Origin of the sequence: Streptomyces griseus (genome assembly GCF_900460065.1) — a bacterium.
Lineage (GTDB): Bacteria > Actinomycetota > Actinomycetes > Streptomycetales > Streptomycetaceae > Streptomyces > Streptomyces griseus.
Genome location: NZ_UAVD01000025.1, coordinates 293,417 through 319,758, shown reverse-complemented (window position 1 = coordinate 319,758; position 26,342 = coordinate 293,417). Strand labels below are relative to the sequence as shown.

Sequence of the window (26,342 nt, the reverse complement as noted above, 5' to 3'; positions counted from 1 at the left end):
TCAACTCCGTTCAGGGGCACTTGGGCGTCAACGTCGTGCGCTACATTCATCGTCCGGGTGCAGGAAGGCCGGGTTCATGGACGGGTGGGGGCCCGGTCCAACAGTAAAGAACCAGTCAAATTCCAGCGCCTGCTTCTGAGTGGGGGATGGGGCTGTACTGGTGGACAATTGGCGCGAAGGTCAGAGACCCGGGCACACGCATGAGCCCAACGACGCGACGATCCAGCTCGACGGGCTGGGCCGTCAGCTCGCCGAACTGGCCGGCGAACCCGCCCCGCCGGACGGCGCGGACGGCCCCGTCTTCGTCGACGAGAGCGGCCGCCGCGGCAAGACCTTCCGACGCCTCGGCTGGGTCCTGGCCACGGTCTGCGTCGCCTACGCCGTGACCCTGGTCCTCGCCGTCCTCGGCGGGAACTCCAGCGCCCCCTGGCTCCCCCTGTCCGGGACCGAGGGGAAGGCGAAGGCGGAGCAGGCCGAGGAGGCCCCCGCACCCGACGACACCGCCGGCGTTCCGTCCGGCGGGACCCCTGAGCCGGGGCCCAGCGCCTCCGGCCCCGCGGCGGCCGAGGAGTCCAGCACACCCGGCGACGCGACCCCCTCGGCCACCACCGTGCGGGTGCCCGCCGGATCGGCCGGGGACCCCTCCGCCTCCATCGCGCCCGACCCGTCCCGTTCCGCCGGGGCGGGCGGGTCCGGTGGCACGGGCGGCACGGGCGGCTCCGCCGAACCGGAACCCACCACCTCGACCACCCGACCGGTTGACCCCACACCGCCGTCCCCCGGGCCGGAGCCGTCCCACCCGACGACCCCTCCGGCCGAGACTCCCGACCAGCCGGTGCAAGAAGAGAGCGCCCCGTAGATGAACTCCCCCGCCACGCGGGGCAGGAACGGCAGATCGAGGAAGGCGTCACGCGGCCGGAGCCGGTTCCGGCTGCCCATGCGCTACCTCCTGCCGACGACGTTCCTCGTCGCCCTGCTCGCGATGCTGATGCTGCGCGGATACGTGCACAACGAGATCCTCGCCGACCACCGGGTCCGCGACGCCGACTTCCACACCCGGGTGCCGAAGGACGTCCGCTCCGGCGGGCCCGTCATCGACGCCCGCTCCGGTGACGCGAAGACCCTGCGCATACCCGACGGCCGGATCGTGCTGACCTTCGACGACGGGCCGGACCCGGTGTGGACGCCGAAGGTGCTCGACAAGCTGAAGGAGTACGACGCGCACGGCGTCTTCTTCGTCACCGGCAACATGGCCGCCCGCCACCCCGACCTGGTCGAGCGGATGGTCGCCGAGGGGCACGAGATCGGGCTGCACACCTTCAACCACCCCGACCTCTCCTACCAGTCCACCGAGCGCATCGACTGGGAGCTGTCGCAGAACCAGCTGGCCCTGGCGGGCGCGGCCGGCATCCGCACCTCTCTCTTCCGACCGCCGTACTCCTCCTTCTCGTACGCCATGGACAACAAGTCCTGGCCGGTCACGGAGTACATCGGCAGCCGCGGCTACCTCACGGTCGTCAACGACACCGACAGCGAGGACTGGAAGCGCCCCGGGGTCCGCGCCATCGTCGAGCGGGCCACGCCGAAGGACGGCAAGGGCGCGATCATCCTGATGCACGACTCCGGCGGTGACCGCTCGCAGACCGTCGCCGCGCTCGACACCCTGCTCCCCGACCTCAAGGAGCGGGGCTACGCCTTCACCCGCCTCACCACCGCGCTCGACGCCCCCAGCGCCCACACCCCGGTCACCGGGTTCGCGCTGTGGAAGGGCAAGGCGTTCGTCGGCGCCGTCGCCGTGTCCGAGCGGATCACCGGCGTCCTGGTCGTCGGCCTCGCCGTCATCGGCGTCCTGGTCCTCGCCCGCTTCGGGCTGATGCTGCTGCTCTCCTTCCTGCACGCCCGCAAGGTCCGCCGCAGGAGCTTCAGCTGGGGGCCGCCCGTCACCCGCCCGGTCTCCGTCCTGGTCCCGGCGTACAACGAACGGGAGTGCATCGAGGCGACCGTGCGCTCCCTGGCCGCCAGTGACCACCCCATCGAGATCATCGTCATCGACGACGGCTCCACCGACGGCACCGCCGACCTCGTCGAGGCCATGCGGCTGCCCCGCGTACGGGTCGTGCGCCAGCGGAACGCGGGCAAGCCCGCCGCCCTCGACAACGGCATCAGGCACGCCCGGTACGACATCGTCGTGATGATGGACGGCGACACCGTCTTCGAACCGTCCACGGTCCGCGAGCTGGTCCAGCCCTTCGGCGACCCCCGGGTCGGAGCCGTCGCGGGCAACGCCAAGGTCGGCAACCGCGACTCCCTCATCGGCGCCTGGCAGCACATCGAGTACGTGATGGGCTTCAACCTGGACCGCCGGATGTACGACGTGCTCGGCTGCATGCCCACCATCCCCGGAGCCGTCGGCGCGTTCCGCCGCCAGGCCCTGGACCGGGTCGGCGGGATGAGCGACGACACCCTCGCCGAGGACACCGACGTCACCATGGCCCTGCACCGCGACGGCTGGCGCGTCGTCTACGCGGAGAACGCCCGCGCCTGGACCGAGGCCCCGGAGTCCGTGCAGCAGTTGTGGTCGCAGCGCTACCGGTGGAGCTACGGCACCATGCAGGCCATCTGGAAGCACCGCCGCGCGGTGATCGAACGGGGCCCCTCGGGCCGCTTCGGCCGGGTCGGGCTGCCGTTCGTCTCCCTCTTCATGGTGCTCGCCCCGCTCCTCGCCCCGCTGATCGACGTGTTCCTGCTGTACGGGCTGGTCTTCGGCCCGACGGGCAAGACCGTCGCCGCCTGGTTCGGCGTCCTGGTCGTCCAGGCGGTCTGCGCCGCGTACGCGTTCCGGCTGGACAAGGAGCGCATGACGCACCTGATCTCGCTGCCGCTCCAGCAGATCCTCTACCGCCAGCTCATGTACGTCGTGCTGCTCCAGTCCTGGATCACCGCGCTCACCGGCGGCCGGCTGCGCTGGCAGAAGCTGCGCCGCACCGGCGCGGTGGAGGCTCCCGGCGGCTCGCCCCAGCGCCCGCAGAGCCCGGGGGCCACCGCCGGAGCCGTGGAACGGAGGCCCTCCGTATGACCGCCCCGCCCCTGCCGACGACCCTCCCGCCGGGTCCCGCGGCCCCGCCGCCCGCACCCGAGAAGCCCTCCCGCGACCGGTACTTCGACCTGCTGCGGGCCCTCGCCCTCTTCCGCGTCGTCCTCTACCACCTGACCGGCTGGGCCTGGCTGCCCATCGTCTTCCCGTCGATGGGCGTGATGTTCGCCCTGGCCGGGACGTTGATGGCCCGCTCGCTGAAGCGGCCCGCCGTCCAGGTGATCCGGGGCCGCGTCCGCCGGCTCCTGCCGCCGCTGTGGCTGCTCGGGGCGATCGGCGTCACCGGCATGGTCGCCCAGGGCTGGGGCCCGGACGCCGAGGGCCACCCCGGCTGGTGGTGGCAGCACCTCCTCTACTGGGTGCTGCCGCTCAGCGATCCGCCGTACGCGTACGACGTGGCGGGCATCGACGGATTCCTCGGCGCGAGCTGGCCCGAGGAACTGGCCGGGCCGCTCTGGTACATCCGCGCCTACCTCTGGTTCGTCCTGTTCTCCCCGCTGATCCTGCGCGGCCTGCGCAGACTGCCCTGGCCGACGCTGCTCGCGCCGCTCGCCCTCGCCGTCGTCATGCGCCTGGAGCTGTTCTCCACCACCGACCGCCTCGACTCCGCGATCACCGACTTCTCCACCTTCGGCGCCTGCTGGGTCCTCGGCATGGCCCACCAGGAGGGCGTCCTCAAACGGCTGCCCGCCTACGTCGTCCCGTCGATCGCCCCCGTCTTCGCGGGCGCCGGGCTGTGGTGGGCGAGCCACGAGGGCTTCCGCAGCGGCTTCGACCTGGACTCCATCCCGCTCGCCCAGGCCCTGTGGTCCTTCGGCTGCGTCCTGCTCCTGCTGCACGTCAGCCCCACCTGGACCGCGTGGCCGAAGCGGCTGCGCGCCTTCGACCGGCCCATCACCCTGCTCAACGCGCGGGCGGTGACCGTCTACCTCTGGCACAACGTCTGCATCCTGACGGCCGCCACCCTCTACGACCGGCTCTGGTCCGTCGACGCCCTCAGCGAGAACGTGCCCTGGCTGCTGGAGAGCTGGGTGCCCGTCCTGCTGATCACCTGGGCCCTCATCGCGCTCTGCGTCCTCGCCTTCGGCTGGGCCGAGGACCTCGCCGCCAAGCGACGGCCGCGGCTCTGGCCGGACGGCAGGCGGTAGCGCACCCCGCATCTCACCGGGCCGGGACGGGCCCGGTGAGAGCAAGGTTGCCCATCGGTCACCTCACGGCACCACGCCGAAACGCGGGCTCCCTAGCGTCGGGGCCACACCCCGGAGCGACGGGGACACCACCCCGACCCCTGTGGAGGCGCGTGATGGCAGGCCGTTGGATCGAGACCTGGGAGCCGGAGGACGAGACGTTCTGGCGGGAGAGGGGCGAACGCGTCGCCCGCCGCAACCTGTGGTTCTCCGTGCTCTCCGAGCACATCGGATTCTCCGTCTGGACCCTCTGGTCGGTGATGGTCCTGTTCATGGGACCCGAGTACGGCATCGACCCGGCCGGGAAGTTCTTCCTCATCTCGACCGCCACCCTGGTCGGCGCGCTGGTGCGGGTGCCGTACACCTTCGCCGTCGCCCGGTTCGGCGGCCGCAACTGGACGGTCTTCAGCGCGGTGAGCCTGCTCGTCCCGACCGCCGCCGCGTTCTGGGTGATGGAGCCCGGCACCCCGTACGCCGGCTTCGTCGCGGTCGCGGCCCTCACCGGGATCGGCGGCGGCAACTTCGCCTCGTCGATGACCAACATCAACGCCTTCTTCCCGCTGCGCGAGAAGGGCTGGGCGCTCGGCCTCAACGCGGGCGGCGGCAACATCGGCGTCCCCGTCGTCCAGCTCGTCGGCCTGCTCGTCATCGGCACGCTCGGAGCCTCGCACCCCCGCATCGTCCTCGGCGTCTACATCCCGCTGATCGTCCTGGCCGGAGTCTGCGCCGCCCTGTACATGGACAACCTCCGGCCCGTGAAGAACGACACCGGGGCCGCGCTGGAGGCCGTCCGCGACCCGCACACCTGGATCATGGCGGTCCTCTACATCGGCACCTTCGGCTCGTTCATCGGCTACAGCTTCGCCTTCGGCCTGGTGCTCCAGACGCAGTTCGGCCGGACCCCGCTCCAGGCCGCCTCGCTCACCTTCGCCGGACCGCTGCTGGGCTCCCTGATCCGGCCCGTCGGAGGCCGGCTCGCCGACCGGTACGGCGGCGCGCGCATCACCCTGGCCACCTTCGCCGCGATGGCCGCCGCCACCGGCGTCGTCATCCAGGCCTCGGGGAGCGCCTCGCTGCCCCTCTTCCTCACCGGCTTCACCGCCCTGTTCGTCCTGACGGGCCTCGGCAACGGATCGACGTACAAGATGATCCCCGGCATCTTCCACGCCAAGGCGCTCGCCGGGGGGCTCGACGCGGAGGCGGCCGCCGCCCACGGTCGGCGGCTCTCCGGCGCCGCCATGGGCCTCATCGGGGCGGTCGGCGCGCTCGGCGGCCTGGCCGTCAACCTCGCCTTCCGCCAGTCCTTCCAGGCCTCCGGCAACGGAACCGCGGCCTTCTGGTCCTTCCTCGCCTTCTACGCGGTGTGCTCCACCCTCACCTGGGCGGTATACCTTCGCCGCCCCGCGCCCGTGACCGCACGGGGCCGGCTCGGCTACGCGGAGGTCTGAGGGAGTGCCGAAGGGGCGGGCGGGGCGACCTCTGGACGTCGTACGACGTAACGGCGGGGAAATACGGGGGAACCGAGCCCGTCACGCGTCGTTGACAGTCTCGGGCCTTCGCACCTCGCGTTCAGCGGGAAAACGCGTACCAGCGGGAAACGGGAGCCGGGACACGCCATGCAGGACGACGACACAACGCACGGCCCCCTCGCGGGCTTCACCGTCGGGGTGACCGCCGCCCGGCGCGCCGAGGAGCTCGCCACCCTCCTCGAACGCCGCGGGGCCGCCGTCCTGCACGCGCCCGCCCTGCGGATCGTGCAGCTCGCCGACGACAGCGAACTCCTGGCCGCGACCAGGGAGCTGATCGGCCACGCCCCCGACGTGGCGGTCGCCACCACCGCGATCGGCTTCCGCGGCTGGATCGAGGCGGCCGACGGCTGGGGCGTCGGCGACGCCCTGTTGAAGACGCTGGGCGGGGTCGAACTCCTCGCCCGGGGACCCAAGGTCAAGGGCGCCGTCCGGGCTGCCGGACTGACCGAAACCTGGTCGCCCGGGTCCGAGTCGATGGCCGAGGTCCTCGACCGGCTCCTCGCCCAGGGCGTCGCCGGCCGCCGGATCGCCCTCCAGCTGCACGGCGAACCGCTGCCCGGCTTCGTCGAGTCCCTGACGGCGGCGGGCGCCGACGTCGTGGTCGTCCCCGTCTACCGGTGGATGCCCCCGCGGGACATCGCCCCGCTCGACCGGATGCTCGACGTCACCGCCGCCCGGGGCCTGGACGCGATCACCTTCACCAGCGCCCCCGCGGCCGCCTCGTTCCTGGGCCGCGCGGAGACCCGCGGACTGCTCCCGGAGATCCTCGGGGCCCTGCGCGACGACGTCCTGGTCGCCTGCGTCGGACCGGTCACCGCCCTCCCGCTCCAGGCCCGGGGCATCGACACCCTCCAGCCGGAACGCTTCCGGCTCGGCCCCCTCATCCAGCTGATGTGCGCCCGGCTGCCGCTCGCCGCCCGCATCCTGCCCGTCGCCGGCCACCGGGTCGAGATCCGGGGCCACGCCGTCCTCGTCGACGACGAGCTGCGCGCGGTGCCGCCCGCGGGCATGGCCCTGCTGCACGCCCTGGCCCGCCGCCCCGGCTGGGTGGTGGCCCGCGCCGACCTGCTGCGGGTCCTGCCGGGCAGCGGCACCGACGAGCACGCCGTGGAGACCGCGATGGCCCGGCTGCGCTCGGCGCTGGGCGTGCCCCGGCTGATCCAGACGGTCGTCAAGCGCGGCTACCGGCTGGCGCTCGACCCGTCGGCGGACACGAAGTACGACCGCTGAGGCCCCCTGCCGGGCAGCCGGGCCGCCCCGGTTAGCGTGACCGGATGACCGACCGCACCCAGCTGCTCGCCCCGGACGTGGCCTTCCGTCCCGCCGAACGCGCCGACGCGCCCTCCTTCGCCGCCGCCCTCACCCGCAACCGCGCGTACATGCGCCGCTGGGAACCCGTACGCCCCGACACCTTCTACACCGTCGAGGGCCAGTCCGCCCGGCTCACCGCCCTGCTGGCCGAGCGGGACGCCGGACGGGCCATGCCCTGGGTGCTCGCCGACGCCGACGACCGGGTGATCGGCGCCTTCACGCTCTCCGGCATCGAGCGGGGCCCGTTCCGCAACGGCCGCCTCGGCTACTGGGTCGACGAGGGCCGCGCCGGACGCGGACTGGCCACCGCGGCGGTCCGCGCCGTGTGCGAGGCGGCCCGCGACCGGCTGGGCCTGCACCGCGTCGAGGCCGCGACCGTCACCGACAACGACCCGTCCGGGCGGGTGCTCGCCAAGGCCGGGTTCGAGCGGATCGGCACCGCACCCGGCTATCTGCACATCAACGCCCGCTGGCGCGACCACCACCTGTACCAGCGGCTTCTCCACGACGACCCGCCGGCCGGCTGAGCCCCGCCGACGGAGCCTCGCGCGCGTGCACATGGCCGTCCAGCGGGTAGTCCGGCGGCAGCGCCGGGATCACCCGCGCCAACGGGTATCCGCACTTCTCCGCCACCCGGCACGAGGCCCCGTTGTCCACCTGGTGCAGCAACTCCAGCCTGGTCAGGCCCTCTTCGGCGAACTCCGAGAACGCCCAGTCGGTCAGCGCCGTCAGCGCCCGGGACGCCACGCCCCGGCCGCGCGCCGCGGCCGTCGTCCAGTAGCCCACCTCCGCACGGCCGTTGTCCCCGTCCGGGCGCTTCAGCACGACGTTGCCGAGTGACGCGTCGTCCCGCCCGCCGTCGGTCACGGCGAAGGCGAAGCGGGTGCCCGTCGCCCACCCCCTGCGCTGCGCCGCCAGCCAGTCGGCCGCCCCGTCCGCTCCCGAGACCTGGGTGGCCAGCCACCGCCGCATCGCCGGGTCCTCGTAGGCCTCCAGCAGCGCCGGCAGATCGGCCTCGCGCCACCGGCGCAGCCGCAGGCCGCCCGGGCCGGGCACGGTGCTGTCGCGGTGGTCCATGCGCATCTCCCCCTCGTGATCCCCGGCCGCCACGGTACCGGGTGCGGGGCCCGGCGCCGGGGCGGCGGCGGGGGTTCCGGCCGGGCCCGGACGGGGGCACTCTGGGGGGTGGCCGTTCGACCGGTGACCCAAGGTGGTGACAGGAGCATGGCAGCGGGCAGGGGTGCGCGGGCATGGCGGTTCGACACGGGCCGGGTCTGCCTCGATCTGGTGGCCACGGAGCCCGCGGGCGGGGTGCCCGGGGGCGGCGAACAGCTCGACGGGCCCGCGCGTCTGGCCCGGTGGCTGACCGACGCCGGGCTCGTCCCGCCGGGCACCGCGCTGGCGGCACTGGACGCCACCTGGGTGGTCCGCTTCCACGAACTGCGCTCCGCCGTGGGGCGTCTGATGGCGGCCCAGCTCGGCGGTCCGGGGGCCGAGGGCGCGCTGGAGCGGGTCAACGCGCTTGCCTCCGGGGCGCCTCCCGGCCCCCGCGCGGTGCGCGGCGCCGACGGCGCCCTGGTGCGGGCCCTGAGCACGGCACCCGACTGCGCGGGGCTCCTCGCCGTCGTCGCCCGGGACGCCGTGGACCTGCTCACCGACCCCGCCGCCCGGGCCGCCCTGCGCCGCTGCCAGGGGGAGGACTGCCACCGCCTCTACCTGGACACCTCGCGCGGCGGCCGGCGCCGTTGGTGCTCCGGAGAGGTCTGCGGCAACCGCGAACGGGTCGCCCGGCACCGGCGCAGGACCCTGGCGGCGGCCGACGGGCGCGGCCCGGGGACAGAGACTCCGCCCGGCGCCGAGTGAGCCGGGCGACGGCCGTCCTCGACGACAGGCCCTGGTCGACAGGTGCGCTCGGGGCCCCTTCGCTATAGGGTTGACGGCTGCCCAGTGCTGTTAAGAAGGGGGCCTCGGTGGCCGCGCAGGATGCCGCTGTCGAATCGCTGCGGGACCGGGAAATCGGTGTCGAGCAGGAGCATCTCGACCGTGTTTATCACCGCCTCGAAGAGAAGATCCACGAGGCGGAATTTCTTATGGACGACGCCGTCAAGCGCGGCCAGGTCGGGACCCCCGGCGCGCTCGCGGAGCGGGACGCCCAGGTGTTCCGGGCGGGGATCCACCTCAACCGGCTGAACAGCGAGTTCGAGGACTTCCTCTTCGGGAGGATCGACCTGCTGCTCGGCAAGGACGGGGAGCGCGGCCCGGACGGCGCGTACACCTCCGTGGAGCCGGCCGACGACACCGTGCGGGAGGACGCCACCGCCGACATCGCGGAGACGCTCCACATCGGCCGGATCGGGGTCCTGGACTCCGACTACGCCCCGCTGGTGATCGACTGGCGGGCCCCGGCCGCCGCCCCGTTCTACCGCTCCACCCCGAAGGAACCGGGCCGCGTCGTACGCCGCCGGGTCATCCGCTCCAAGGGCCGCAAGGTCCTCGGGGTCGAGGACGACCTGATGCGCCCGGAGCTGACGGCGTTCCTGGACGGCGAGAAGCTGCCGGTGATCGGGGACGGCGCGCTGATGGCGGCGCTCGGCCAGGCCCGCAGCCACACCATGCGGGACATCGTCTCCTCCATCCAGGCCGAACAGGACCTGGTCATCCGGGCCCCCGCCGCCTCCGTCACCGAGGTCACCGGCGGCCCCGGCACCGGCAAGACCGCCGTCGCCCTGCACCGGGCGGCCTACCTCCTCTACCAGGACCGGCGGCGGTACGCGGGCGGCATCCTGATCGTCTCGCCCACCCCGCTCCTGGTCGCGTACACGGAAGGGGTGCTGCCCTCCCTCGGCGAGGAGGGCCAGGTCGCGATCCGCGCGATCGGCTCGCTCTCCGACGACGCGGCGGGCCCGGAGGGAGCCACCGCCTACGACGAGCCCGCCGTGGCCCGGATCAAGGGCTCCTCCCGGATGCTCCACGTGCTGCGCAAGGCCGCCCGGGGCGCGCTGGAGCAGGGGCGGCCCACGGCCCCGCGGGAGGAGGCCGGCCAGCTCGCCTTCGGCGAGGAGCCCGGGCAGGGGAGTGCCGCGACGCCCCCGACCCGGCTGCGCGTCGTCGCCTTCGGGGCCCGGGTCGAGCTGGAGGCCGACGAACTCCAGCGCGTCCGCCACAACGCGCTGGGCGGCACCGCCCCGGTCAACCTGCTGCGCCCGCGCGCCCGCAAACTGCTGCTGGACGCCCTGTGGAGCAAGTCCTCCGGACGCGGCCGGTACACCGACCCCCAGCTGGTCGCGGAGCTGCGCTCCTCGTTCGACGAGGACGTCTCCACCGAGACCCCGTTCCTGGAGTTCCTCGACGCCTGGTGGCCGGAGCTGACACCGCGCCGCGTGCTGGCCGCGATGGCCGACGAGCGCAGGCTGGCCCGCTGGTCGCGGCGCATTCTCAACCAGGGCGAGACGCGCCGCCTGGCCCGCTCCCTGAAGCGGCTGGACGCGGACGGCGGCGGTCCGCTCTCCGTCCACGACGTGGCGCTCCTGGACGAGCTCCAGGCGCTCCTGGGCACCCCGAACCGGCCCAGGCGCAAGCGCGAGGCGGACCCGCTGGACCAGCTCACCGGTCTGGAGGAGCTGATGCCGCAGCGCGAGGAGACCCAGTGGGAGCGGGCCGAGCGGCTCGCGGCCGAGCGCACCGAGTACGCCCACGTCATCGTCGACGAGGCGCAGGACCTCACCCCGATGCAGTGGCGCATGGTCGGCCGCCGGGGCCGGCACGCCACCTGGACGATCGTCGGCGACCCGGCCCAGTCCTCCTGGTCCGACCCGGACGAGGCCGCCGCGGCCCGGGACGAGGCGCTCGGCTCCCGGCCGCGCCGCCGCTTCACCCTCACCGTCAACTACCGCAACCCGGCGGAGATCGCGGAGCTGGCCGCCAAGGTGCTGGCGCTGGCGATGCCCGGCATGGAGTCCCCGGCGGCGGTCCGCTCGACCGGCGTGGTGCCGCGCTTCGAGCCGGTGCGCGGCGGGGGCCTGGCCGCCACGGTCCGTGAGGAGGCCGCCAGGCTGCTCGCGGAGGTGGACGGCACGGTCGGCGTGGTCGTCGCGATGAACCGGCGCGCCCAGGCGCGTGAGTGGCTCGCCGAGCTGGGGGAGCGGGCGGTGGCGCTGGGCAGCCTGGAGGCCAAGGGGCTGGAGTACGACGCCACGGTGGTCGTCTCGCCCGCGGAGATCGCGGACGAGTCCCCGGCCGGTCTGCGGGTGCTGTACGTGGCGCTGACCCGGGCGACGCAGCAGCTCACGGTGGTCTCGGGGGAGCGGGACATGCCGGACGAGGACGGGGTGCCGGACCTGCTGAGGGACTGACGCCGAAGGGGCTCGAAGAGTCAACCCGGCGCACGGGAATCACTTCTCGGGGGTCTTTGTTACCTTGGTAGTGGCACCGGCCCGATCCAAGCCCCCGGGCCCAACCTTCGTCGCTTCGAGCGACCACTTGCCGCGAGGCGAGCATGGCGGGTCGGTGCCACCTGACACGAGAAGGACAGACCCGCGTCACCTGTTGGTGGCGCGGGTCTGTTCTTGTTTCACGGGCTCCGCGCTCCTCCGTTCGCCACGGACCCTGTCCCGTTCCCCGCACCGCCCCGCCGGTTCGGGACCTGTTGGGGGTTCCGCCGAACGGGTAGTTTCTCGTATGGTGGAAACCACTTTCCGAAAGACGGCAGTCATTACCGGCTACTCACCGGTAGGTGCGACGATCGGGAAGCGTGTCCGGAACGCGGGTTCCGGATGTGCGGCAATGAAGCTAAGGAAAGCGAAGGACTCGGCCATGGCAACGGCGCCCAGCGTCTCGTACTCGATGACGGTCAGGCTGGAGGTGCCCGCGAGCGGCACCGCGGTCTCCCAGCTCACCACGGCCGTGGAGTCCTCCGGGGGCTCGGTCACCGGCCTCGACGTCACCGCCTCGGGCCACGAGAAGCTGCGGATCGACGTCACCATCGCCGCGACCTCCACCTCGCACGCGGACGAGATCGTCGAAGGTCTGCGCGGCATCGAGGGCGTCACGCTGGGGAAGGTCTCCGACCGTACGTTCCTCATGCACCTCGGCGGCAAGATCGAGATGGCGTCCAAGCACCCCATCCGCAACCGTGACGACCTGTCGATGGTCTACACCCCCGGCGTCGCCCGGGTCTGCATGGCCATCGCCGAGAACCCCGAGGACGCGCGCCGCCTCACCATCAAGCGCAACTCCGTCGCAGTTGTGACGGACGGTTCCGCGGTGCTCGGCCTCGGCAACATCGGCCCGATGGCCTCGCTGCCCGTCATGGAGGGCAAGGCGGCCCTCTTCAAGCGCTTCGCCGGCATCGACGCCTGGCCGATCTGCCTGGACACCCAGGACACCGACGAGATCGTCGCCATCGTCAAGGCCATCGCCCCCGGCTTCGCCGGCATCAACCTGGAGGACATCTCCGCGCCGCGCTGCTTCGAGATCGAGGCCCGGCTGCGCGAGGCCCTCGACATCCCCGTCTTCCACGACGACCAGCACGGCACCGCGATCGTCGTGCTGGCCGCCCTCACCAACGCCCTGCGCGTGGTGGGCAAGAACGTCGGGGACGTACGGGTCGTCATGTCCGGTGCGGGAGCGGCCGGTACGGCCATCCTCAAGCTGCTCATCGCCGCCGGCGTCAAGCACGCCGTCGTCGCCGACATCCACGGTGTGGTGCACGCCGGACGCGAGGACCTGGTCGGCGCCGACCCCGACTCCCCGCTGCGCTGGATCGCCGACAACACCAACCCGGAGGGCGTCACCGGCACCCTCAAGGAGGCCGTCGTCGGCGCCGACGTCTTCATCGGCGTCTCCGCCCCGAACGTGCTGAACGGCGACGACGTCGCCGCGATGGCGGACGGCGCGATCGTGTTCGCGCTCGCGAACCCGGACCCCGAGGTCGACCCCGCGGTCGCCCGTCAGACGGCCGCGGTCGTCGCCACCGGCCGCTCGGACTTCCCCAACCAGATCAACAACGTGCTGGTCTTCCCGGGTGTCTTCCGCGGTCTGCTGGACGCCCAGTCCCGCACCGTCAACACGGAGATGATGCTCGCGGCGGCCGGCGCGCTGGCCGACGTGGTCGCCGAGGACGAGGTCAACGCGAACTACATCATTCCCTCCGTCTTCAACGACAAGGTGGCGGGCGCGGTCGCCGGAGCCGTCCGGGCCGCCGCGAAGGGCGCCGCGGGCACCGGAACGGCCCCCTCCGCATCCGTCTGACCCCACTGTTTCGGGGGCTCCTCACGGGGTACGCGCGGGACACCCCGGGCCGCACCCGCCCGTGCCGTACGGCGCGTCGCGGGTCGCGGCGCCCCAAACGCCCCTTTAGGGTGGGCGGGCAGCGGGCCCCGCGGGGCCCCGGCATCCGCTGCGGACCGCTCGGCCAAGTCGACGGAGCGTCACCACGAGCAGACCGTGGCGCTTTTCATTGACCCCGAAGGGTTCCGGATTCGCTTTCCCGCCGCTGGTGGGGGCAGGATGCGTAATCGGGCGAGAGGGTCTGACATCAGACCCGGGTCCGGGGACTGTCAGAGGGCCCTGGCAGCATCGGCTTCGATCTCACGCCTCACAGGCAAGAAGAACACGGGAGTAACAACATGAACCGCAGTGAGCTGGTGGCCGCCCTGGCCGACCGCGCCGAGGTGACTCGCAAGGACGCCGACGCCGTGCTGGCCGCGCTCGCCGAGACCGTCGGTGAGATCGTCGCCAAGGGCGACGAGAAGGTCACCATCCCCGGCTTCCTGACCTTCGAGCGCACCCACCGTGCCGCTCGCACCGCTCGTAACCCGCAGACCGGCGACCCGATCAACATCCCGGCCGGCTACAGCGTGAAGGTCTCCGCGGGCTCGAAGCTCAAGGAAGCCGCCAAGGGCAAGTAACCCCCAACGGCGCAACAGAGGGCGGCCACTCCCGACCAGGAGTGGCCGCCCTCGCGCATGCCAGGGGCACATGCGCCCCGCAGGAGCCCCCGCACCATGCCCGGGGCAGTCGCGGGCACGGGAGGGCTCAGGGGTGCATCCGCGCCCCCTTGAGGACCTTGTCCACGGCGTTGCGCGGCCCGTACACGGCGAGACCCACCAGATCCAGCGCGTCCCGCCCCACCGCCCGTACGGCCGCCCGGTTGTCCCGGTCGTTGCCCGTGCCGAAGAGGTCGGTGGTGAACACGGCCGTCGTCAGCGACCGGGACAGCGCCCTGGCGTGCGCGGCGGCCACCGTCTCCCCCGCCCCCTCGAAGACCAGTACGGGCTGCCGCAGCATCGGCAGGTACGCCGTGGCGTCGGCGTCCTCGTAGGGCTCGCCGATCACCTCGGGCGCCGCCGTCCCCAGCCCGCTGACCAGGAAGGCGGTCACGTTCAGCCGCTGCCAGGTCGCCAGGTCGTCCCGGAGCAGCACCGCGACCTTCGTGTCGAAGCGGACGGGGGCGGTCCCGGGGACCGGCGCCCCGCTCTCGGTCTCCTGCGTGTTTCTCATGGTTCGAGACTGGCCGGTGGACCCGGACGCGGTCTTGTACGTTCTTGGCGTGGCGGCACGGCAGGGGATCCAGGACGTCGCGGCCTGGCGACCGGCCGTCGCCGGCGTCGTGGAGGTCTTCCACGCCCGGTTCACCGAGCACGCCTACCCCATGCACGTCCACGACGCCTGGACGCTCCTGATCGTCGATGACGGCGCCGTCCGCTACGACCTGGACCGCCACGAGCGGGGCACCCCGGACGGCACGGTGAGCCTGCTGCCGCCCGGCGTCCCGCACAACGGCTCGCCCGCGACCACCGGCGGCTTCCGCAAGCGGGTGCTCTACCTGGACATGACGCACCTCGACGCGGCCCTCGTCGGACCCGCCGTGGACACCCCCGACCTCGCCGACCCGCTGCTGCGCACCCGCGTCGGGCGGCTGCACACCGCCCTCGCGGACCCGGGCGACGCGTTCGAGGCGGAGAGCCGCCTGGCGTTCATCGGCGAGCGGCTGCGGGCGCACCTGCGCCCCGGGGACCTCCCGGCGGGCCCGCCGGGAGGTCCCCGGGGCGTCGCACCGGATCTGCGCGAGCTCCTCGACGAGCGGCTGTGCGAGGGCGTCACCCTGGCCGAGGCCGCCCGGCTGCTCCACGCGCACCCCACCCATCTCGTACGGGCCTTCAGCGCGGCGTACGCCATCGCGCCGCACCAGTACGTGACGTCCCGCCGCGTCGACCGGGCCCGCCGGCTGCTGCTCGACGGGATGCCGCCCGGCGAGGCGGCCGCCGCCGTCGGCTTCCACGACCAGTCCCACCTCACCCGCCACTTCAGGCGGATCGCGGGCACCACCCCGGGCCGCTATGCCCGCCATGCCCGCTCGTACGGCCTTCAGGGGCCCTTCTGAGGCCCGACAGCCCGCCGCCCCGGCTCCGAGTACGGAGCCGGGGCGGCGGGGCGCTCACGCGGGAACTGCGCGGGTGCGCAGTGCTGTGTGCGGCAGCACTGTGCGGCCTTCACGGCGCACGGGACGGTCAGACGAGCGAACCGCCCGGCAGCTCGACCTTGGCGCCGAGCTTCTCCAGCTTCTCCATGAAGTTCTCGTAGCCGCGGTTGATCAGGTCGATGCCGTGCACCCGGGAGGTGCCCTGCGCCGCCAGGGCCGCGATCAGGTAGGAGAAGCCGCCCCGGAGGTCCGGGATGACCAGGTCGGCGCCCTGGAGCCTGGTCGGTCCGGAGACGACCGCCGAGTGCAGGAAGTTGCGCTGGCCGAAGCGGCAGTCCGAGCCGCCGAGGCACTCGCGGTACAGCTGGATGTGCGCGCCCATCTGGTTGAGCGCGGAGGTGAAGCCGAGCCGCGACTCGTACACCGTCTCGTGGACGATCGACAGGCCGGCCGCCTGCGTCAGCGCGACCACCAGGGGCTGCTGCCAGTCCGTCTGGAAGCCGGGGTGCACGTCCGTCTCCAGGGCGATGGCGTTGAGCGCGCCGCCCGGGTGCCAGAAGCGGATGCCCTCGTCGTCGATCTCGAAGGCGCCGCCGACCTTGCGGTAGGTGTTCAGGAAGGTCATCATCGAGCGCTGCTGGGCGCCGCGCACATAGATGTTGCCCTCGGTCGCCAGCGCCGCCGACGCCCAGGAAGCCGCTTCCAGCCGGTCCGGGAGCGCGCGGTGCGTGTAGCCGTCGAGCTTGTCGACACCGGTGATCCGGATGGTCCGGTCGGTGTCCATGGAGATGATCGCGCCCATCTTCTGCAGAACGCAGATGAGGTCCTCGATCTCCGGCTCGACGGCCGCGTTGGACAGCTCGGTGACGCCCTCGGCCAGGACGGCGGTGAGCAGCACCTGCTCGGTGGAGCCCACCGAGGGGTACGGCAGCCGGATCTTGGTGCCGCGCAGCCGCTGCGGGGCCTCCAGGTACTGGCCGTCCGCCCGCTTCTCGATGGTCGCGCCGAACTGGCGCAGCACCTCGAAGTGGAAGTCGATCGGCCGGCCGCCGATGTCGCAGCCGCCCAGGCCCGGGATGAAGGCGTGGCCGAGGCGGTGCAGCAGCGGGCCGCAGAACAGGATCGGGATGCGCGACGAACCCGCGTGGGCATCGATGTCGGCGACGTTGGCCGACTCGACGTGCGAGGGGTCGAGGATCAGTTCGCCCGGCTCGTCGCCGGGGCGGACGGTGACGCCGTGGAGCTGGAGGAGCCCCCGGACCACCCGTACGTCACGGATGTCGGGAACGTTGCGGAGGCGGCTGGGCCCGCTGCCGAGCAGCGCGGCGACCATGGCCTTCGGCACCAGGTTCTTGGCGCCTCGGACGCGGATCTCGCCCTCCAGCGGGGTTCCGCCGTGGACAAGCAGGACATCGTCTGTGCCGGTCATGTATCTCGCGTTCCGGAGTGGTCGGGCAGGGGGCCAACGAAAAGGGTAATGGCCTCCTACCCCCGTTCAGTAAGACGAAGGGGGGTGTACGAACGTCATGAATCCGCCACAACACCCTCCGCGCACCCGATCTTGCGGAGGGTTACCGTCCGGATGGACCACCGCGACGCCGCCCGCCGGTGCGCTCCCCGTGCCTCCGTGCGCCCTGAGCTGCGCTCGCTCTCCTGAGGGCGGCATCACTGTCACTCGACCCCCGTGGAGGGTGAAGATGCGGGATCATTCCTGCCATGACGGAGGTGTCCTCGCTCACAGGGCGGCTGCTCGTGGCCGCGCCCGCCCTCACGGACCCGAATTTCGACCGGGCGGTGGTGCTGCTCCTCGACCACGACGAGGAGGGCTCCCTCGGTGTGATCCTCAATCGCCCGACCCCGGTGGGCGTCGGCGACATCCTCGCGTCCTGGGCCGGCCTGACCGGTGAGCCGGACGTCGTCTTCCAGGGCGGCCCGGTCTCGCTCGACTCCGCGCTCGGGGTGGCGGTGATCCCCGGCGACGAGGGCCCGCTCGGCTGGCGGCGGGTGCACGGGGCGATCGGCCTGGTCGATCTGGAGACCCCGCCCGAGCTGCTCGGCCCCGCCCTCGGCTCGCTGCGGATCTTCGCCGGGTACGCGGGCTGGGGCCCCGGCCAGCTGGAGGGCGAGCTGAACGAGGGCGCGTGGTACGTGGTCGAGTCGGAGCCCGGCGACGTCTCCTCCCCGTGCCCCGAGCGGCTCTGGCGCGCGGTGCTCCGCCGCCAGCGCAGCGAGCTCGCGATGATCGCCACGTATCCGGACGACCCTTCGCTCAACTGAGCGACGAACCGTCTCTCGGCCGAGGTGCGGCCCTTCGTTCACCTGCGGGACGAACCTCCGCTCGACCGGGGGTGGCCCTTCACTCAACCGGAGGCCGCCTCTTTCAGTACCCTTGGCGGTTATGAGCACTCTTGAGCCCGATCGCGGGGCAGGTACGGGGACCCTCGTCGAGCCGACGCCGCAGGTGTCGAGGGGTGACGGCGACCACGAGCGCTACGCCCATTACGTCCAGAAGGACAAGATCATGGCGAGTGCCCTGGAGGGCACTCCCGTGGTCGCGCTGTGCGGGAAGGTCTGGGTGCCGGGGCGCGATCCCAAGAAGTACCCGGTCTGCCCCATGTGCAAGGAGATCTACGAGTCCATGGGCGCCGGCGGCGACAAGGACAAGGGCAAGGGCGGCAAGGACAAGAAGTAGGTCCGGACCGCACCTGCCGTCAGGCCCCCGGGACACGCGTCACCGCGTGTCCCGGGGGCCTTCCGCTTGCCCGGTCACCCTGAGTCACGATTCCGTCGCGTTGCACGGGCTGCATTCGCTGGTCACAGAGTGGTCGAGACCACTTGTCGTCTTCGGAACGCGGATCTACTCTCCTGCCAGTTGTGCAGAACGAAACGCACGTTGCACATGATGCAACGAATGACCGGTAGGGGTTCCGGATGAAGCTTTCTGCCCGAATTGCCGCCCCGGCTGCGGCGCTTGTGCTGGCCGGCCTCACCGCCACCGCCTGTGCGCCGCAGACCTCCGACACCAGTGCGAAGGGTGACGACAAGAGCGGCACGCTCCGTGTCTGGCTCTTCCAGGAGGTCGGCAACAAGCCCAAGGAGAAGGTCGTCGACACGGCCGTCGCCGCGTTCGAGAAGGCCCACAAGGGCACCGAGGTCGAGGTCGAGTACATACCGGTCGACACCCGCGCACAGCGGATCAAGGCCGCGTTCAACGACCCCAAGAGCGCCCCGGACCTCATCGAGTACGGCAACTCCGACACCGCCGGATACGTCAAGGACGGCGGACTCGCGGACATCACCGAGGAGTTCGGCGCCTGGGACGAGGCCAAGGACACCGACCCGATCGCCAAGCAGTCCGTCACCGTCGGCGACAAGGTCTACGGCGCGCCCTTCTTCGTCGGCGTCCGGGCCCTCTACTACCGCACCGACGTCTTCGAGGAACTCGGCATCGAGGCCCCCAAGTCGCAGGCCGAGCTGATCTCCACCGCCAAGAAGATCCGCAAGGCCAAGCCCGACCTCTACGGCCTCGCGGTCGGCGGCGCGTACACCTACGGCGCGATGCCCTTCATCTGGGCCAACGGCGGCGAACTCGCCGGCGAGACCGGCGGGACGTACAGGTCGGGCATCAACAGCGAGAAGTCCCGCAAGGGCATCGAGGCCTACACCTCCCTCTTCGGCGACGACAACTGCCCGGCCGCCAAGTGCGCCTCCATGGGCGGCAACGCCACCGTGACCGCCTTCGCCTCCGGCAAGGCCGCCATGGCCATCGGCGGCGACTTCAGCCACGCGGCCGTCGAGGCGGGCGCGGTCAAGGGCAAGTACGCCGTCGTCCCGCTGCCCGGCGTCGCCAAGAACTCCATCGCCCCCGCCTTCGCCGGAGGCAACAACCTCGGCGTCCTCAAGAGCAGCTCGCACCGCACCCTCGCCGTCGACCTGATGAAGTCGCTCAGCGGCAAGAAGGCCCAGGCCGAGATGTTCGACGCGATGGGCTTCCTGCCCACCTACACCGACGTCCTGGACAACGCGGCGAAGAAGGAGCCCTTCGTCGCCCCGTTCGTCCAGACCCTGGGCGCGGGCGCCAAGTTCGTCCCCGCCTCGCCCGCCTGGGGCCAGATCGACGCCTCGCTGGTCCTGCCGACGATGTTCCAGGAGATCGTCTCCGGCCGTAAGGACGTCAAGCAGGCGTCGGACGACGCGGCGAAGAAGATGGACACCGCCTTCACCGACGCGGGCTGACGATGACCACGCCCACCACCTCGCTCAAGGTGCCGCCCGCGGCCGGGAAGGGCGGTCGCACCCCGGCCGCCCGCCCGCCCCGGCGCGGCCGGTCCGGCTCGCCCGCCAACCGCTCCGGCTGGACCCCGTGGCTCTACCTCCTGCCGGCGCTCGTCCTGCTCGCCGGACTGCTGGTCTACCCGATCTACCAACTCGGTCTGATCTCGTTCCTGGAGTACACCCAGGCCCAGGTCAGCGGCGGCGAACCCACCACCTTCCAGGGCTTCGGCAACTACACCACCCTCTTCAACGACAGCCAGTTCTGGCAGGTCCTCCTCGCCACCGTGGTCTTCGCCGCGGCCTGCGTGGTGTCCACCCTGATCGTCGGCTGCGCGCTGGCCGTCCTGCTCACCCGCGTCCGCGCCGTGCCCCGGCTCGCGCTGATGATGGCCGCGCTCGGCGCCTGGGCCACCCCCGCGATCACCGGCTCCACCGTCTGGGTCTTCCTCTTCGACCCCGACTTCGGACCGGTCAACAAGATGCTGGGGCTCGGCGACTTCTCCTGGATGTACGGGCGCTACAGCGCCTTCGCCGTGGTCCTCTTCGCCGTCCTGTGGTGCTCGTTCCCGTTCGTGATGGTCACCGTGTACGCGGGCATCCGGGCCATCCCGACCGAGGTGCTGGAGGCCGCCTCGCTGGACGGCGCGTCCCAGTGGCGGATCTGGCGCACCATCATGGCGCCGATGCTCAAGCCCATCCTGATCGTCGTCACCATCCAGTCGATCATCTGGGACTTCAAGGTCTTCACCCAGATCTACGTCATGACCAACGGCGGCGGCATCGCCGGCCAGAACCTGGTGCTCAACGTGTACGCGTACCAGAAGGCGTTCGCGTCCTCGCAGTACAGCCTCGGATCCGCGATCGGCGTCGTGATGCTGGTGATCCTGCTGGCCGTCACGCTGGTCTATCTGCGCCTGATGCGGCGCCAGGGGGAGGAACTGTGAGCGCGACCACCGGCAGTCCCGCGAGCGGCGCGACGCGCGGCGGCGGCATCGCCAGGCTCCTGCGCGTCAAACGGCCCGGCAGGCTGGCCGCGGAGGCCGCCGCCCTGCTGATCGCCGTCGCGGTCGCCTTCCCCCTCTACTGGATGGTGCTCTCCGCCTTCAAACCGGCCGGGGAGATCCAGTCCACCGACGCCCGCCCCTGGACGCTGTCGCCCTCGCTCGACTCGTTCCGCCGGGTCTTCGAACAGCAGGACTTCGGCCGCTACTTCCTCAACAGCCTGCTGGTGGCGGGCACCGTCGTCGTGCTCTCGGCGCTGGTCGCGTTCCTCGCCGCCACCGCCGTGACCCGCTTCCGCTTCAAGTTCCGCACCACGCTGCTGATCATGTTCCTGGTCGCCCAGATGGTGCCGGTGGAGGCGCTGACGATCCCGCTGTTCTTCCTGATGCGGGACTTCGGCCAGCTCAACACGCTCGGCTCGCTGATCCTGCCGCACCTCGCCTTCTCCCTGCCGTTCGCCATCTGGATGCTGCGCGGCTTCGTCAAGGCCGTCCCCGAGGCGCTGGAGGAGGCCGCCTACATCGACGGGGCCAGCCGCACCCGCTTCCTGTGGCAGATCCTCTTCCCGCTGGTCTTCCCGGGGCTCGTGGCGACCAGCGTCTTCTCCTTCATCACCACCTGGAACGACTTCCTGTTCGCGAAGTCGTTCATCATCAGCGACACCTCCCAGTCGACGCTGCCCATGGCGCTGCTGGTCTTCTTCAAACCGGACGAGAACGACTGGGGAGGGATCATGGCAGCCTCGACGGTGATGACCATCCCCGTACTGGTCTTCTTCGTACTCGTACAGCGACGCCTCGTCTCCGGACTGGGCGGAGCGGTAAAGGACTGACGTCATGACACCCGCGAACTCCGTCTCCCCGGGCGCCGTGGACCCCGCGGCCCTCGGTCTGATCCCGGCCCCGCGCACCCTGACGGCCGCCGCCGCCGGGCCCTACCCGCTCGGCTACGCCACCCCGCTGACGGCGGGCCCGGGAACCGAGGGCGTCGCCCGCTGGCTGCGCTCCACGCTCGGCCCGGCCACCGGACTGCCCCTGCCCGCGGGCGACGGCACCGGCACGGGCGCGGGCGACGGCTCGGGAACCGGCTCGAACGGGCAGGGCATCGTGCTGGCCCTGGACGAGTCGCTCGCCCCGGAGGCGTACCGCCTGGAGGTCGGGGCGACCGCCGTGCGCATCACCGGCGGCACCGCGGCCGGCGTCTTCCGGGGCGCGCAGACGCTCCGGCAGCTCCTCGGCCCGGACGCCTTCCGGCGCGCTCCCCTCGCCCCGGGCCGCACCTGGGAGGTCCCGCCGGTCGTCGTCGAGGACGAGCCCCGCTTCGGCTGGCGCGGCATGATGCTCGACGTCTCGCGGCACTTCCTGCCCAAGGAAGACGTCCTGCGCTACCTGGACCTGCTGGCCGCGCACAAGCTGAACGTCTTCCACTTCCACCTCACCGACGACCAGGGCTGGCGCATCGAGATCAAGCGCTACCCGCGCCTGACCGAGGTCGGCTCCTGGCGCTCGCGCACCAAGTACGGCCACCGGGCCTCCGAGCTCTGGGACGAGACCCCCTACGGCGGTTTCTACACCCAGGACGACATCCGCGAGATCGTCGCCTACGCCGCCGAGCGGCACATCCGGGTGGTCCCCGAGATCGACATCCCCGGCCACTCGCAGGCGACCATCACCGCCTACCCCGAGCTGGGCAACACCGACGTCGTCGACACCACCACCCTCTCCGTCTGGGACAACTGGGGCGTCAGCCCGAACGTACTCGCCCCCACCGAGGACACCCTGCGCTTCTTCGAAGGCGTCCTGGAGGAGGTGCTCGAACTCTTCCCCGCCGAGACCTCGCCCTTCGTCCACATGGGCGGCGACGAGTGCCCCAAGGACCAGTGGAAGGAGTCCCCGCTCGCCCAGGCCCGGATCGCCGAACTCGGCGTCGGCGACGAGGACGGGCTCCAGTCCTGGTTCATCCGGCACTTCGACGCCTGGCTCACCGAGCGGGGCCGCCGCCTCATCGGCTGGGACGAGATCCTCGAAGGGGGCCTCGCCGAGGGAGCCGCGGTCTCCTCCTGGCGCGGCTACGCGGGAGGCGTCGCGGCGGCCGAGGCCGGGCACGACGTCGTCATGTGCCCCGAGCAGCAGGTCTACCTGGACCACCGTCAGGACGGCGGCCCCGACGAGCCGATGCCCATCGGGTACGTCCGGACCCTGGAGGACGTCTACCGCTTCGAGCCCGTCCCGCCGGGCCTGAGCGAGCGGGCGGCCCGGCACATCCTGGGCACCCAGGCCAACGTCTGGACCGAGGTCATGCAGAACCGGGCCCGCGTCGACTACCAGGTCTTCCCGCGACTCGCCGCCTTCGCCGAGGTCGCCTGGTCCGCCCTGCCCGCCCCGGACGACCGGGACTTCGCCGCGTTCGAGGCCCGGATGACGCCCCACTACGCCCGGCTGGACGCCCTCGGCGTGGACTACCGCCCGCCGGGCGGCCCCTACCCCCGGCAGCAGCGTCCCGGCGTCCTCGGCTTCCCGCGCGAGGGCGCGCCGCCCGTGGTGTGACCCCGCACCGCACCGCCCGGCCGCGGCCGTCCTCCGGGACCGCCGCGGCCGGCGCGCGTCCGGGCCCAACAGCCCGACGGCGCGCGCCGCAGGACCCGGCGGCCCTCGCCGGAGCGAGGACACGAATCGCAAGAAGTCGTACAAGCCTCGCTGAAGAGTGGCAATTCACCCTCCCCGCCGAAGAAGTGCGAAACCCGGCCATCTCGCAGGTCAGGGACGGATCCACCCTTCGCGGACCCTCGCGACGGTCCGCTCGGAAGATGTGCCAGAGTTGCCACGTCCGGGCTGTGAACACGTACCGTACGGCGGAACAGGCGGGACAGCCGGGAGACCGGGAAGGGGCAGCTGGGTTGACCACGCACGCACCGCAGGCGATGCAGTCGGTGACGCTGCCGGCCTCGTTGGACGAGGCCGTGGCGGCACTCGGCGCCATGCCCGCAGCCGTTCCGGTCGCGGGGGGCACGGACCTGATGGCGGCCGTCAACAAGGGGCTCCTGCGCCCCTCGGGACTGGTCGGCCTCGGCCGGATCAGCGAGCTGCGCGGCTGGCACTACCAGGACGGGCACGCGCTCCTGGGCGCCGGCCTCACCCACGCCCGCATGGGGCGCCCGGACTTCGCCGCGCTGATCCCCGCCCTCGCCGCCTCGGCCCGCGCCGCGGGGCCGCCGCAGATCCGCAACGCCGGTACGCTCGGCGGCAACATCGTCACCTCCGCGCCCACCGGCGACGCCCTGCCGGTGCTGGCCGCGCTGGAGGCCGAGGTGGTCATCGCGGGCCCCGGCGGCGCCCGCCGCGAGATCCCCGTCTCCCACCTGCTGGCCGGCCGTGAACTGCTGGAGCCCGCGGAGCTGATCGGCTTCGTCCGCGTACCGCTGCTGCACGCCCCCCAGGTGTTCCTGAAGGCCACCGGCCGCACCGGCCCCGGCCGCGCCACCGCCTCGGTCGCCATCGTGCTCGACCCGGCCCGGCGCGGGGTGCGCTGCGCGGTCGGTGCGATCGCCCCGATGCCGCTGCGCCCGCTGGAGGCCGAGCGCTGGATCGCCTCGCTGATCGACTGGGACGGCGAGCGGGGCCTGGCCCCGGACGCGCTGGCCGCCTTCGGCGAGTACGTCGCCGCGGCCTGCATCCCCGACCACGCACCACCGGCCGACGGCACAGAGGCCCCGCCGCTGTCCCCGGCCGTCCTGCACCTGCGGCGCACCGTCGCCGCGCTCGCCCGACGCGCGCTGGGGAGGGCACTGTCGTGAGCAATGAGGAATTCCCCGACCAGCAGGGACGGCGGGGCCACTCCGAGGGCCCTGACCCCCGTTACGGCGGTTGGGAGCCGACGCCGCAGGGCGACGGGTTCGACGCCGACGCCGCGGCGGCCGACGCCACCGCGTTCGTCCACCTCCCGCCGGAGGACCTGGCGAACATTCCGCTGGCCGCTCCCGGCCACGGGTACGTCCCCCCGATGATCCTGCCGCTGACCCCGGCGGCCGGTCTGGACCCGGCGGCGACGGGCAGCTGGGTGCTCCAGACGCAGACCCAGCAGGCCCAGGCCGAGCAGCGCGCCCAGGAGGCCGCCGCCGCCCGGGAGTCCGGCGCGGTCCACTGGCCGGACCCGAACCAGCAGGACGGGCAGGGCGGCTACCAGGGCCCGTACCAGGACACGTCGCACGCCACGGCCCAGTGGAACTTCACCGAGGCCCTCGGCCCCACGGAGGCGGCCCCGGACCCGGGGGTGAACCCGGAGGCCTGGCACCCCGGCCACCCCGAGCAGACGGGCCACCCCGGTCAGGCGGACCACTCCGAGCGGACGGGCCGTGCCGACCACACCGGTCAGGAGGACCTCGCCGGCCACACCGGCCACACCGGTCAGTGGACGATTCCGGTCGCGGACGGGGATCTCCCGGACGAATCGGGCGAGTTCCCGGCCTCCGCGCACACGCCGCAGTGGTACGCGGAGAGTTCCCGCCCGGCGACGCTCCCCGGCGGCGCCCCCGCTCCCTGGGCCACACCGCAGCCGGAGCCGGCGGCCGACCCCGTACCCGCGGCGGAGCAGACCCCGGAAGCGGGGCCGGCGCACGACGAACCGGCACAGAACGAGCCGGTACGGAACGAACCAGCGCAGGACGGACCGGTGCACGGCGAACCGGCGGAAGAGGCGGCCCGAGCGGCGGACGCCGAGCCCGTCGCCGTCGGGGCCCCCGCCGAGGACGCCGAGCCGACGCCCGCTCCCGAGGCGGACGCGGCGCCGGGCACGGACCCGGAAGCGGCGCCGGGCACGGTCCCAGACGGAGCCCCGGAAGCGGCCCCCGACGCGACTGAGGAGACCGAGCCGGAAAGCGGCCCGGAAGCCGACCTCGCGGCCCCTCCCGCCCCTGCCCTCCCCGACGCGCCGAGCGAGCACCCGGCCACGTCCTACCTGCTCCACGTGAACGGTGTGGACCGCCCGGTCAGCGACGCCTGGATCGGCGAGTCCCTGCTCTACGTGCTCCGCGAGCGCCTCGGCCTGGCCGGGGCCAAGGACGGCTGCTCCCAGGGCGAGTGCGGCGCCTGCAACGTCCAGGTCGACGGCCGGCTGGTCGCCTCCTGCCTGGTCCCCGCGGCGACGGCGGCCGGCAGCGAGGTGCGTACGGTCGAGGGCCTCGCCGTGGACGGCGAACCGTCCGACGTCCAGCGCGCCCTGTCCGCCTGCGGAGCCGTCCAGTGCGGCTTCTGCATCCCCGGCATGGCGATGACCGTCCACGACCTGCTGGAGGGCAACCACGCCCCCACCGAGCTGGAGACCCGCGCGGCGCTCTGCGGCAACCTCTGCCGCTGCTCCGGCTACCGGGGCGTGCTCGACGCGGTGGCGGACGTCGTCGCCGCCCGCGAGGCGAACGCCGAGGCCACGGCGGCCCCGGAAGAGGCCCGCATCCCGCACCAGGCAGAGCCGGGCGCCGGCGGTGTGCAGCAGGGACCCCACCCGCACGAGGGAGGGGCGCTGTGAGG

The 26,342-nt window shown here is 72.6% G+C and carries 22 protein-coding genes; 19 read left to right on the top strand and 3 right to left on the bottom strand.

Annotated features, from left to right (window positions below):
* Nucleotides 1-160: 160 nt before the first annotated feature.
* From DTB53_RS13650 to DTB53_RS13625, 6 genes are all read left to right on the top strand, one after another.
* Nucleotides 161-859: a hypothetical protein gene (locus DTB53_RS13650; RefSeq protein WP_003968801.1), complete on the top strand. Its 699-nt coding sequence runs from the start codon at nucleotides 161-163 to the stop codon at nucleotides 857-859.
* On the top strand, nucleotides 860-3,076 hold the full coding sequence (locus DTB53_RS13645; RefSeq protein WP_012380703.1) for a bifunctional polysaccharide deacetylase/glycosyltransferase family 2 protein: 2,217 nt from the start codon (nucleotides 860-862) through the stop codon (nucleotides 3,074-3,076).
* Nucleotides 3,073-4,242 (top strand): acyltransferase family protein, encoded by a 1,170-nt coding sequence (locus tag DTB53_RS13640; RefSeq protein ID WP_012380704.1) that lies wholly within the window; start codon nucleotides 3,073-3,075, stop codon nucleotides 4,240-4,242. Before DTB53_RS13645 ends, DTB53_RS13640 begins: the two co-directional genes overlap by 4 nt.
* Nucleotides 4,243-4,397: 155 nt before the next feature.
* Nucleotides 4,398-5,729 (top strand): nitrate/nitrite transporter, encoded by a 1,332-nt coding sequence (locus DTB53_RS13635; RefSeq protein WP_012380705.1) that lies wholly within the window; start codon nucleotides 4,398-4,400, stop codon nucleotides 5,727-5,729.
* 168 nt (nucleotides 5,730-5,897) lie between these two features.
* Entirely contained in the window at nucleotides 5,898-7,040 is a 1,143-nt protein-coding gene (locus DTB53_RS13630) for a uroporphyrinogen-III synthase (protein ID WP_012380706.1), read from the top strand.
* 44 nt (nucleotides 7,041-7,084) lie between these two features.
* A complete protein-coding gene (locus tag DTB53_RS13625) occupies nucleotides 7,085-7,648 on the top strand; it encodes a GNAT family N-acetyltransferase (protein ID WP_012380707.1) in 564 nt (187 codons plus the stop codon).
* Here the strand turns inward: DTB53_RS13625 and DTB53_RS13620 are convergent.
* Nucleotides 7,581-8,198, bottom strand: a complete 618-nt coding sequence (locus DTB53_RS13620) for a GNAT family N-acetyltransferase (RefSeq protein WP_078562798.1) — start codon at nucleotides 8,196-8,198, stop codon at nucleotides 7,581-7,583. The genes DTB53_RS13625 and DTB53_RS13620 overlap by 68 nt on opposite strands.
* A 147-nt stretch (nucleotides 8,199-8,345) precedes the next feature.
* Here DTB53_RS13620 and DTB53_RS13615 point away from each other — a divergent pair, with 147 nt between their 5' ends.
* The 4 genes from DTB53_RS13615 to DTB53_RS13600 all read left to right on the top strand — a co-directional run bounded on the left by DTB53_RS13615 (nucleotide 8,346) and on the right by DTB53_RS13600 (nucleotide 14,029).
* Nucleotides 8,346-8,984 carry a CGNR zinc finger domain-containing protein gene (locus DTB53_RS13615; protein WP_012380709.1) on the top strand — a complete coding sequence of 213 codons (639 nt, stop codon included), beginning with the start codon at nucleotides 8,346-8,348 and terminating at the stop codon, nucleotides 8,982-8,984.
* Between the two features lie 107 nt (nucleotides 8,985-9,091).
* Nucleotides 9,092-11,473, top strand: coding sequence for a HelD family protein (locus DTB53_RS13610; protein WP_012380710.1), 2,382 nt, complete (start codon nucleotides 9,092-9,094; stop codon nucleotides 11,471-11,473).
* 460 nt (nucleotides 11,474-11,933) lie between these two features.
* Nucleotides 11,934-13,370, top strand: coding sequence for an NAD-dependent malic enzyme (locus DTB53_RS13605; protein WP_012380711.1), 1,437 nt, complete (start codon nucleotides 11,934-11,936; stop codon nucleotides 13,368-13,370).
* 377 nt (nucleotides 13,371-13,747) lie between these two features.
* Nucleotides 13,748-14,029 carry an HU family DNA-binding protein gene (locus DTB53_RS13600; RefSeq protein ID WP_003968811.1) on the top strand — a complete coding sequence of 94 codons (282 nt, stop codon included), beginning with the start codon at nucleotides 13,748-13,750 and terminating at the stop codon, nucleotides 14,027-14,029.
* Nucleotides 14,030-14,156: 127 nt separating this feature from the next.
* On the opposite strand, the gene DTB53_RS13595 is transcribed toward DTB53_RS13600, so the two are convergent.
* Entirely contained in the window at nucleotides 14,157-14,621 is a 465-nt protein-coding gene (locus DTB53_RS13595; RefSeq protein ID WP_042497065.1) for a DUF2000 domain-containing protein, read from the bottom strand.
* Here DTB53_RS13595 and DTB53_RS13590 point away from each other — a divergent pair.
* The gene (locus DTB53_RS13590) at nucleotides 14,620-15,504 is read left to right on the top strand and encodes a helix-turn-helix transcriptional regulator (RefSeq protein WP_012380713.1); all 885 of its coding nucleotides are present in this window, start codon (nucleotides 14,620-14,622) and stop codon (nucleotides 15,502-15,504) included. The genes DTB53_RS13595 and DTB53_RS13590 overlap by 2 nt on opposite strands.
* A 127-nt stretch (nucleotides 15,505-15,631) precedes the next feature.
* Here DTB53_RS13590 and murA read toward each other — a convergent pair whose 3' ends face one another.
* Nucleotides 15,632-16,972, bottom strand: coding sequence for a UDP-N-acetylglucosamine 1-carboxyvinyltransferase (gene murA, locus DTB53_RS13585; protein ID WP_003968814.1), 1,341 nt, complete (start codon nucleotides 16,970-16,972; stop codon nucleotides 15,632-15,634).
* A 287-nt stretch (nucleotides 16,973-17,259) separates the two neighbouring features.
* On the opposite strand from murA, the gene DTB53_RS13580 reads away from it, so the two are divergent.
* From DTB53_RS13580 to DTB53_RS13545, 8 genes are all read left to right on the top strand, one after another.
* Entirely contained in the window at nucleotides 17,260-17,820 is a 561-nt protein-coding gene (locus DTB53_RS13580; RefSeq protein WP_012380714.1) for a YqgE/AlgH family protein, read from the top strand.
* A 121-nt stretch (nucleotides 17,821-17,941) separates the two neighbouring features.
* Nucleotides 17,942-18,235 (top strand): DUF3039 domain-containing protein, encoded by a 294-nt coding sequence (locus DTB53_RS13575; RefSeq protein WP_003968816.1) that lies wholly within the window; start codon nucleotides 17,942-17,944, stop codon nucleotides 18,233-18,235.
* Nucleotides 18,236-18,474: 239 nt separating this feature from the next.
* Nucleotides 18,475-19,779, top strand: coding sequence for an extracellular solute-binding protein (locus DTB53_RS13570; RefSeq protein ID WP_003968817.1), 1,305 nt, complete (start codon nucleotides 18,475-18,477; stop codon nucleotides 19,777-19,779).
* A gap of 2 nt (nucleotides 19,780-19,781) precedes the next feature.
* Nucleotides 19,782-20,762: a carbohydrate ABC transporter permease gene (locus tag DTB53_RS13565; protein ID WP_003968818.1), complete on the top strand. Its 981-nt coding sequence runs from the start codon at nucleotides 19,782-19,784 to the stop codon at nucleotides 20,760-20,762.
* Entirely contained in the window at nucleotides 20,759-21,652 is an 894-nt protein-coding gene (locus DTB53_RS13560) for a carbohydrate ABC transporter permease (protein ID WP_003968820.1), read from the top strand. The genes DTB53_RS13565 and DTB53_RS13560 overlap by 4 nt, the downstream gene beginning before the upstream one ends.
* A 4-nt stretch (nucleotides 21,653-21,656) precedes the next feature.
* Complete coding sequence (locus DTB53_RS13555) at nucleotides 21,657-23,366, top strand: beta-N-acetylhexosaminidase (RefSeq protein ID WP_012380716.1); 1,710 nt, start codon at nucleotides 21,657-21,659, stop codon at nucleotides 23,364-23,366.
* A 350-nt stretch (nucleotides 23,367-23,716) separates the two neighbouring features.
* Entirely contained in the window at nucleotides 23,717-24,613 is an 897-nt protein-coding gene (locus DTB53_RS13550) for an FAD binding domain-containing protein (RefSeq protein WP_030701609.1), read from the top strand.
* Nucleotides 24,610-26,340, top strand: coding sequence for a 2Fe-2S iron-sulfur cluster-binding protein (locus tag DTB53_RS13545; RefSeq protein ID WP_012380718.1), 1,731 nt, complete (start codon nucleotides 24,610-24,612; stop codon nucleotides 26,338-26,340). The genes DTB53_RS13550 and DTB53_RS13545 overlap by 4 nt, the downstream gene beginning before the upstream one ends.
* Nucleotides 26,341-26,342: the final 2 nt, after the last annotated feature.